Genomic DNA, 8,501 nt, shown 5'->3' on the forward strand with positions numbered 1-8,501 from the left:
CCGTCGAAGCCGTCGAAGCCGTCGAAGCCGTCGAAGCCGTCGAAGCCGTCGAAGCCGTCGAAGCCGTCGAAGCCGTCGAAGCCGTCGAAGCCGTCGAAGCCGTCGAAGCCGTCGAAGCCGTCGAAGCCGTCGAAGCCGTCGAAGCGACATCGGTCGTTGCGGCCAGTTCCGCGAAATGCGTGATCGCCGCCTGGAGATCCGTCGCAGCAACACGCGCGAGCGGCGGCAGCGAGTCGGCTGGCGGCAGCGCGAGCGTCACGTCGACCGGGTAGCCGCCCTGGTCGAGGATGTCGGCCATCTCGTCGAGCGTCGCGGCGATCGGTGTCGCATATGCATCGGGCAGCCGCGCGCCCGGTTCGCGATCGGCCAGCGCGACGCCGACGAGCAGCGCGGTGCTCGATGCCACGGCCTGCCGCAACGCCGCGAAATCGGCGGCGGACGACGAGCCTTCGAGTTTCGACAGCTTGAGCCACGTGAGCAGCTGCTTGTCGCCTTCGTGCAGGCTGGCGTTGAATGCGTCGCGCGCCGCATCGTCACCGCGCAGCCGCTGCGCGGCGAGCCGCAAGCGCTTCGCGAGTTGCGCGTGCGCGAGCTTGCGCGGCGACGGCGCGATCATCAGGTTGACGACGACCGCGACACCGACCGGGATCGCAATCGTCAGCCAGATGTACAGCAGCGCGCGCGTCGCGGCTTCGCCGAACGGCGCGAGGCCAAGCTGGTCGAGCCCGAAGCCGACGATCATCGCGAGGATCGCGCCGACCGGGCGCAGCTTACTGGCCGACGTCAGGTACAGGAGGCCGACCGACAGCACGGCCATGCACGCGACCCGCAGGATCGAATAGTCGATGCTGAAGATCGCGATGCCGAGCACGAGCCCGATCACGATCGTGACGATCACCAGCAGCGCGGCCGCGAGCACGACGCTCGTCACGCGGTCGGCACGGATCATGAAGAACACGACGTACGCGGACAGCGCGGCTTCGGGCGTGCCGTAGGCGGCCGTCACGAGCGCGGTCAATGCGCAGATCAGCGCAACCCGCACGGCAATCGACATGCGCCCCGGAAACGGCGCGAGCAGTCGCAGGACTTCGCGCGGGCCCGGCGAGCGAACCTCAGCGGCAGGCAGTGCCATGCCGGACCTCGACGATCGCGCTGGCGCCGACGCGCACGAGCTTGCCGTCGGGTTCGTCGAGCTTCACGCGTACCGGGAAGCGCTGCGCGACGTGCACCCAGTTCACCGAGTTCTGCACGATCGGCAGCGTGCGCGGCAGGTTGATGCGGGCGCTGTCGGCGATGCCTGCGCCGACGCCGACGACCTTGCCCGTCAACGGGCGGCTGCGGTCGATCATCGAATAGACGGTCGCGCAGTCGCCGACCTCGATGCGGCTCAGCGACGTCTCGCGGAAGTTGCCGACGGCGAACCATTCGCTTGCGTCGATCAGCGTGAAGATCGACTGGTTCGGCGCAAGGGTTTCGCCGGCGAGCACGCTCAGGCCCGTGACGAGCCCATCGTGCGGCGCGCGCACGACGGTGTCTTCGAGTGCATGCTGTGCGCGGGCCAGCGCGGCTTCGCGCGCATGCAGCGTCGCGATCGCGTCGGCCTCGTCGCCGATCGTCTGCGCGGACGCGCGCTGCTGTTCCTGCGCCTGCGTGAGCGACACGGCGGCGTCGCGCTGGCGGACCTTCGCCTGGTCGAACTGCTGCGCGCTGACGTAGCCCTGCGCGGCGAGCGGTGCGAGCCGGTTCACGTCGCGCGTGGCAAGGTCGTGGTTCTGCGTTGCGCGCTTGACCTGCTCGGCGGCCACGGCCGCGTTCGAGCGCTCGCCGATCAGCGAACGGCGGCGCGTGTCGAGCGATGCGCGTGCGAGCTCGAGGTCGGCCTGCGCCTGGGCAACCGTCAACCGGTACGGCACGGGATCGATGACATACAGCAGGTCGCCCTTCGCAACGCGCTGGTTTTCATGCACCGCGAGCTGCACGATGCGGCCGCCGACCGGCGACGCGACGTGCACGACGTCCGCGTCGATCGACGCGTCGTCGGTGGACGGGTAGGCCGTCGTGCGGTAGTACGCGTACACGAGTGCCGCGATGCCGAGCGCGACGATCGCCAGGGCGATCACGCGGCCTTTGACGGAGGGGCGGGCGATGCCGGCGGCCTTCATGCGAACGGCCCCGTGCCGGTGAGCCACACGATCACGGCGACCACGAGCCCGATCGCGGTGCAGACGGCCAGCTGGTAGGGCACCGTGGCGGCCCAGCCGGTCGCGACGAATACGCGGTGCGCGACGATCGCGCCGATGACACCGACGATCGCGCTGACGAGCCAAAGCGGGAAATACGCGCCGAACAGGACGTACGACGGTGCGCCGCGCGATGCGCAGCCCGCGAGCGGCAGGGCTGGCGCCAGGACGGCGGCGACGCGCAAGGGCGCGCGCGGCGTTGTTTTTCTCATGGTGTGACGAGCTCGACGTTGGGGGTGGATGCCGGGCACGGCGCAATGCGGATCGTCGCCGCGACGACGATTCCGGGATACGGAGCCGATAATAAATCAGCGCGATGCGGACCGCCAGCCACCCGCCCTGTGCACCGTGGGGGGATTTCCGGTAGAGGGCGCGTCCGCGCGTTCGGCACCGCGTTTCTGCAATGATGGTCGGACCTTCGCGATTCTGCCAGTGCAAGCTCGCGTAGGGTTGCTAACGGACTGTAAAGGATCGTCAGACGAACGAAGGGTGGCTGATTTGTCGTGTCGGCAGCGCGGAATCGGTGCGGAAACGGCCGATTGCCGTTCGAACGCACCGGAATGTGGTCGATCCGGCAGATCGGGGGCGGTGTTGCGAGTCGGTCGACCGGATTGCGTGTGAAGCGCGGTAGCGCGTCGCGATCGGTGTCGCAGATTTGCGGCGGCCGCTCGGCCCGAGCCGTCTGCTCGTTTGCTCGCCCGCGTGAGCGACGACGCGCAGTGCCATCGGCTTTGAATGGTGGCGCCCGGCGCCTTCGGGCACGACACGAACGTTCGCATCGATCATCCGGCTGCCGTTCTCGAAGTGACTGACCTGGATGGGCAAGCGCAGCGTGCGTTGCACGTCGGTCACGACGGGCCTCAGGAAGGCGTCAACGTCATTCACGTCGGGCAGGCCGATGAAGCCGCGGTCGAGCGTTGCGACGAGCGGCGTCGAAGCCCGGCCGGCGACCGGTCGTCAAAGCCGCGATCTGTGTACCATCGTACGTATGGCGCGCCGCGTGGCACGGGGCCTCACGGTCTCGTGCAACACGCGGCGCGGAAGCGGTATCGGTATCGCAACGAAGGTGAGCGTTCCATGCGAAGTTTCTTTGTCCGGTTCATTGCAATCGGCGTGCTGTTCCATCTGTACGTCGGGATACGGATCATTCCCGATGCGTTCACGTCGCCGGTCGCGCGCACGATCGCGGCACTCGTGCTGGCGAGCTTCGTCGTGCTGATCCCGGTCGGCATGTTCTCGCGCCGCTTCGACGAAGGCTGGGCCGCGACGCTGGCCGGCTGGGCCGGTTCGCTCGTGATGGGCTTCTTCTCGTCGTTGCTCCTGCTGACGTTCCTCCGCGAATTCGTGCTGCTCGGCGTGTCCGGATGGCGGCATCTCGGGCACGACGGCGCGTGGCCTGCCGCCGCGACCGACACGGCGCTCGGCGTGCTGGCCGGTGCGGTGTTCGTCACCGTGATCGGGTTCGTCGGTGCGCGCCGCACGGCGGCGGTCAAGCGTGTGTCGATCCCGGTCGCGGGGCTGCCGGCCGGGCTCGACGGGCTGACGATCGTGCAACTGTCCGACATCCACGTCGGGCCGACGATCAAGCGGCCCTACGTCGAACGGATCGTGCGCGCGGTCAATGCGCTCGATGCCGACCTCGTCGTCGTGACGGGCGACGTGGTCGACGGCTCGGTCAAGCGCCTGCGCGACCACACGGCGCCGCTCGGCCGCATGCAGTCGCGGCACGGCAGCTTCCTCGTGACGGGCAACCACGAGTATTACGCGGGTGCGCATGCGTGGATCGACGAGTTCCGGCGCATCGGGCTGACGGTGCTGCTCAACGAGCACGTGCTGATCGAGCACGACGGTGCGCACGCGGTGCTCGCGGGCGTCACCGATTTCACGGCGGGCGGGTTCGATCCCGCTCATCGCAGCGATCCCGTGCAGGCGCTCGCGGGTGCGCCGCGCGACGTCGGCACGAAGATCCTGCTCGCGCACCAGCCGCGCAGCGCGGAAGCGGCGAATCGCGCCGGTTTTACCGTGCAGTTGTCGGGGCATACGCACGGCGGCCAGTTTCTGCCATGGCCACCGTTCGTGCGGCTGCAGCAGCCGGTGATCGGCGGGCTGAGCCGCTTCGGCGACCTGTGGCTCTACACGAGCCGCGGCACCGGATACTGGGGGCCGCCGAACCGCTTCGGCGTGCCGTCCGAGATCACGCTGATCCGGCTGACGCGCGGCGCGTAGCGCACGTTCCCCCGTTTGGAAAAAGGCCGGCGCCGGGCCGTCATCAGCGGGAACCGGGCCTGACCGGCAGCCGTCACTCGATGCGGGCGATGTCGTCGAAGTCGAAGCGCGGGCTGCGCGGGAACAGGCCGGCCGGATCGCCGTAGCCCAGATTCACGAGGAAGTTGCTCCGGATCGCGGTACCCGCGAAGAACGCGGCATCGACCTTCGCACCGTCGAAGCCGGACATCGGGCCCGCGTCGAGGCCGAGGGCGCGCGCGGCCAGGATCAGGTACGCACCCTGCAGCGACGAATTGCGGAACGCAGTGGCCTCGATCAGCGCATCGTTGCCGGCGAACCAGCTGCGTGCGTCGGCGTGCGGGAACAGGCGCGGCAGGTGCTCGTGGAATGCCATGTCCATACCGATGATCACGGTGACCGGCGCGGCCATCGTCTTCGCGAGATTGCCTTCGGACAGCGCGGGCTTCAGGCGCGCCTTCGCTTCGGGCGACTTGACGAACACGAAGCGCGCGGGGCTCGTGTTCGCCGACGTCGGGCCGAATTTCGTCAGGTCGATCAGCCGGTGCAGCAGTGCATCGTCGACGGGTTTGTCCTGCCACGCGTTGTGCGTGCGCGCGGTGAGAAACAGTTGGTCGAGAGCGGAGTCGGACAGCGTCGTCATGATGGGATCCGGAAGGAAAGCGGCCGGGGCGAGCCGGCCGGCAGGGAAGAAGAAACCATGCGGCCCCTTTCGAAAAGGCGGGCCGCGACACGCCGCGATGATAGCGTGACGCGCGAACCGCGAACCGCGAACCGCGAACCGCGAACCGCGAACCGCGAACCGCGAACCGCGAACCGCAAACCGCAAACCGCAAACCGCAAACCGCAAACCGCAAACCGCAAACCGCAAACCGCAAACCGCGAACTCGCATCGTGCATCGTGCATCTCGGGCGCGGCGGATTCCTCTTGTCAGCGAATGACAGCGCATGGCAGTGTGCGACGCCGTTGGCTAGTATGCAGGCATGCACTGTTCGCTCCGTTCATCGCCTGTTTCTCTCGACATGTCGACACCCGATCTCTTCGCTGACACGCCCGCACCCGACGTGGACTGGTACCCGGACTGGCTGGCGCCGTCCGATGCCGATCGCGCGCTGGCCGCGTTGATCGGCGAGGTCGCGTGGCAGCAGGACACGATCCGCACGCCGCGCGGACGCATTCCGTTGCCGCGGCTGACCGCATGGCAGGGCGAGCCGGATGCCGTCTACGTGTATTCGGGGATCCGCAACGTGCCGGCGCCGTGGACGCCGGCCGTGCTCGACCTGAAGCACGCGGTCGAGGCGACGTGCGGCGCGCGTTTCAACAGCGTGCTGCTCAATCGCTACCGCAACGGGCAGGACAGCCTCGGCTGGCATGCGGACAACGAGCCCGAACTGGGCGATGCGCCGGTGATCGCATCGGTGAGCCTCGGCGCGATGCGCGTGTTCGACCTTCGCCATCGCAAGACCGGCGTCACGCATGCGTATCGCCTCGGGCATGGCAGCCTGCTCGTGATGCGCGGGCGCACGCAGGCCGAATGGCAGCATCGCGTGCCGAAGGCGCCGGGCGTGCAGGGCGAGCGCGTGAACCTGACGTTTCGGCGGGTGATGCCGGCTGGTACGGGCCGGTAACAACTGTCGTCATCAAAGCGCCTGGATCGCCGGACGATTCGCGCCCCTTTTCTGCGAGTCACGGGCGATCGATGCAGGCAAGCAGTCTCGTATGCGGCACGTTGCCGCATCGGCGCTGAACCGGGCGCGTTGAAACGGCGCTGAGGCCCGTGTCATATAGGTTTCAGAAAATTTTGATCGACCGGTCGGTTCCGATAGATGAGTGAAACCTCTGATGGTGCGTCGCAACAATCTTTGACTAGACTGTCGAATGGCAGAAGCGCGTCGCATCCCGGCGCGATCCTTTCGACATGCCTCAAGCGTTGCCGATACGGTGCGCAAGGGGGCAGGAGCAAAACGCGTGACCGTATTCGACCCTTCCTTCGAACCCTCGCTGCACGTCTTTGAACAAGACGGCGGATGGCAATGGGCGCTGACGGTGAAGCGGGCGACCGGCGTTGGCGTGAAAGTCGTTGCGTTCAGCCAGGAAGGCTTTCGCGGCGAAGCCGAGGCCTACGCCGCCGGCCAGCTTGCCCGCGCCGAGTATGACGACGCCGTGACGGCCTGACGCCGTCGCGTCGATCCCGCCGCCCGAGGATCGTCTCCATCGCTCACCGCCCGTCGCCGGGTGGTTCTTTCCCGATCGTTTTCAGTTTTCCGTCGCCTGTCGCGCTTCGCGCGACAGTGCGTGCGGCGTGTTTGCACGCCCGTCCACCCGAGCCCGCCGCGCCAAATGGTCCGTACCATTCGACACGTGTGTGCCATACGCCACGCTTAACGTCCCTGCACGGCGTCCGTCGCGCCGGCGAAGCGGCTTCGCGCCGCGATTGGAATGCCGGACGCCGGACGCCGACCCATCGACAAGAATGCAGGTCATGTGCGACGACAGAACCGACTACAACCGCCAGGCACGCGGCGGAGCGCGCACGGCGCGGGCGCCGGAACGGGGATTCACGCTGATCGAGGTGCTGATCGCGCTGGCGATCGTCGCCGTGGCGCTCGGCGCCGTGATGCGCGCGATCGGCGCGCTCGCGTCGGATACCGACATGGCGCGCATGCGCCTGCTCGCGTTATGGAGCGCCGACAACGCGCTCGGCGAGATCCGCATTGCATCGACCTGGCCGTCCGTCGGCACGAACACGTTTGCCTGCCCGCAGGGCCGCTACCGGTTCGTGTGCCGCCAGTCGGTGGCCGCGCTGCCGAGCCCGCTCGTGCGTCGCGTGACGGTGAGCGTGTATCCGTCCGCGTCGAGCCGCAACGTGCTCGCCGAAGTCGTCACGGTGATCCAGAATGAAGCGCGCCACTAACCCGTGCGCGGCGGCGCGTGCCGGTACTCGTGCCCGCGGCTTCACGCTGATCGAGATGCTGGTCGCGATCGCGCTGCTCGCCGTGATCGCGCTGCTGTCGTGGCGCGGCCTCGACGCGACGATCCGCGGTCGCGACGATATCGCGTCGAATCTGGCGCAAACGCGTCTGCTCGGCCGCTACTTCTCTCAACTGCAGTTCGACCTGACGAACCTCGTGACGCCAGATGAAGTGTTCGGGCCGCCGCTGCGCATCCGTCCGGGCGAACTCGTGATGGTGCGCCATCTCGGCGTCGGCGGCGGGCCGACGCAGATGCAGGTCGTGCGTTACCAGCTCAAGGGGCGCGAGCTCGTGCGCAGTGCGTCGCAGCCGCTTGCGTCGCTCGCCGAAGTCGACGACGCGCTGCATCACATGGATGCGTTCGCACGCGTGGTGGTCAGCAATGATGCGCGCTCGATGCAGCTTTCCGTGTGGATTCCGCCCAGTGGATGGACGACGAGCCAGGCCGTCATCGAACAGTCGTATGCGCAGTTTCTCGCGCAGCACGGCATCAGCAACTTCACGTCGATCGGCGTGCCGGTGCCGCGCGGGGTGCGCTTCTCGGTCACGATGGGCGCCCCGGCGGTCGAATACGTGCGGACGATTCCGATCGGCCAGTGACGGCGGCGCGCGCGGCCCCCGGCACGGCGTGTGTTCCGTCCCCCGGACAAAATGGTCCGTAACTTTCGTCATACGTCTGTTATTGCCCGTCCGTTAGTCTCGTGACGAGCATGGCCGCCGCGACCGGTTCCATCGAACCGGATCGGCGGCGGCATCGGCAAACGGGAAGGGGGCGAACGTGACGGTCGAGCACCGGCATGATGCACACGCGGGCGCGTCGGGACTCGACGCGCGCGAACAACGGCAATCGGCGGCGATCCTGAGCCGCGCACAAAACTGGCACAGCGCCGGACGATTCGACGACGCGGCGCGCGAATATCTCGCCGTGCTCGAGAAGGAGCCGGACAATCCCCAGGCATTGCACCTGTACGGCATCCTGCAGTTCCAGCGCGGGGCAGCCGACGACGCCGAAGCGCTGCTGCGCCAGTCGGTTGCGATCGCACC

Annotated in this window: 10 protein-coding genes and 1 pseudogene; 6 read left to right on the top strand and 5 right to left on the bottom strand. The window is 67.9% G+C overall.

Going from position 1 to position 8,501, the window contains the following annotated elements; genetic code table 11:
* The 4 genes and pseudogenes from G3N99_RS29390 to G3N99_RS29405 all read right to left on the bottom strand — a co-directional run.
* Window positions 1–1,132, bottom strand: a pseudogene (locus G3N99_RS29390) (FUSC family protein); the annotation flags it as partial.
* Complete coding sequence (gene mdtN, locus G3N99_RS29395) at window positions 1,113–2,162, bottom strand: multidrug transporter subunit MdtN (RefSeq protein ID WP_174937292.1); 1,050 nt, start codon at window positions 2,160–2,162, stop codon at window positions 1,113–1,115. The pseudogene G3N99_RS29390 and the gene mdtN, both read right to left, overlap by 20 nt.
* Window positions 2,159–2,452, bottom strand: a complete 294-nt coding sequence (locus tag G3N99_RS29400) for a hypothetical protein (protein WP_011354664.1) — start codon at window positions 2,450–2,452, stop codon at window positions 2,159–2,161. Before G3N99_RS29400 ends, mdtN begins: the two co-directional genes overlap by 4 nt.
* Before the next feature lie 262 nt (window positions 2,453–2,714).
* Window positions 2,715–3,083, bottom strand: coding sequence for a hypothetical protein (locus G3N99_RS29405; RefSeq protein ID WP_206124132.1), 369 nt, complete (start codon window positions 3,081–3,083; stop codon window positions 2,715–2,717).
* Between the two features lie 234 nt (window positions 3,084–3,317).
* On the opposite strand from G3N99_RS29405, the gene G3N99_RS29410 reads away from it, so the two are divergent.
* Window positions 3,318–4,466: a metallophosphoesterase gene (locus G3N99_RS29410; RefSeq protein ID WP_174937296.1), complete on the top strand. Its 1,149-nt coding sequence runs from the start codon at window positions 3,318–3,320 to the stop codon at window positions 4,464–4,466.
* 73 nt (window positions 4,467–4,539) lie between these two features.
* On the opposite strand, the gene G3N99_RS29415 is transcribed toward G3N99_RS29410, so the two are convergent.
* Window positions 4,540–5,127 (bottom strand): malonic semialdehyde reductase, encoded by a 588-nt coding sequence (locus tag G3N99_RS29415; protein WP_174937298.1) that lies wholly within the window; start codon window positions 5,125–5,127, stop codon window positions 4,540–4,542.
* A gap of 380 nt (window positions 5,128–5,507) precedes the next feature.
* Between G3N99_RS29415 and G3N99_RS29420 the strand changes: the two genes are divergently transcribed.
* The 5 genes from G3N99_RS29420 to G3N99_RS29440 all read left to right on the top strand — a co-directional run.
* Window positions 5,508–6,113 carry an alpha-ketoglutarate-dependent dioxygenase AlkB gene (locus tag G3N99_RS29420; protein ID WP_206124133.1) on the top strand — a complete coding sequence of 202 codons (606 nt, stop codon included), beginning with the start codon at window positions 5,508–5,510 and terminating at the stop codon, window positions 6,111–6,113.
* Window positions 6,114–6,453: 340 nt separating this feature from the next.
* Entirely contained in the window at window positions 6,454–6,660 is a 207-nt protein-coding gene (locus G3N99_RS29425) for a hypothetical protein (RefSeq protein ID WP_041493247.1), read from the top strand.
* A gap of 307 nt (window positions 6,661–6,967) precedes the next feature.
* The gene (gene gspI / locus G3N99_RS29430) at window positions 6,968–7,399 is read left to right on the top strand and encodes a type II secretion system minor pseudopilin GspI (RefSeq protein ID WP_174986725.1); all 432 of its coding nucleotides are present in this window, start codon (window positions 6,968–6,970) and stop codon (window positions 7,397–7,399) included.
* On the top strand, window positions 7,383–8,057 hold the full coding sequence (locus tag G3N99_RS29435; RefSeq protein ID WP_206124134.1) for a prepilin-type N-terminal cleavage/methylation domain-containing protein: 675 nt from the start codon (window positions 7,383–7,385) through the stop codon (window positions 8,055–8,057). Before gspI ends, G3N99_RS29435 begins: the two co-directional genes overlap by 17 nt.
* A 178-nt stretch (window positions 8,058–8,235) precedes the next feature.
* Window positions 8,236–8,501: tetratricopeptide repeat protein (locus G3N99_RS29440; protein ID WP_206124135.1), on the top strand; the 266-nt coding region annotated here is incomplete at its 3' end.

Origin of the sequence: Burkholderia sp. Ac-20392, assembly GCF_017104585.1 — a bacterium.
Classification (GTDB): domain Bacteria; phylum Pseudomonadota; class Gammaproteobacteria; order Burkholderiales; family Burkholderiaceae; genus Burkholderia; species Burkholderia lata.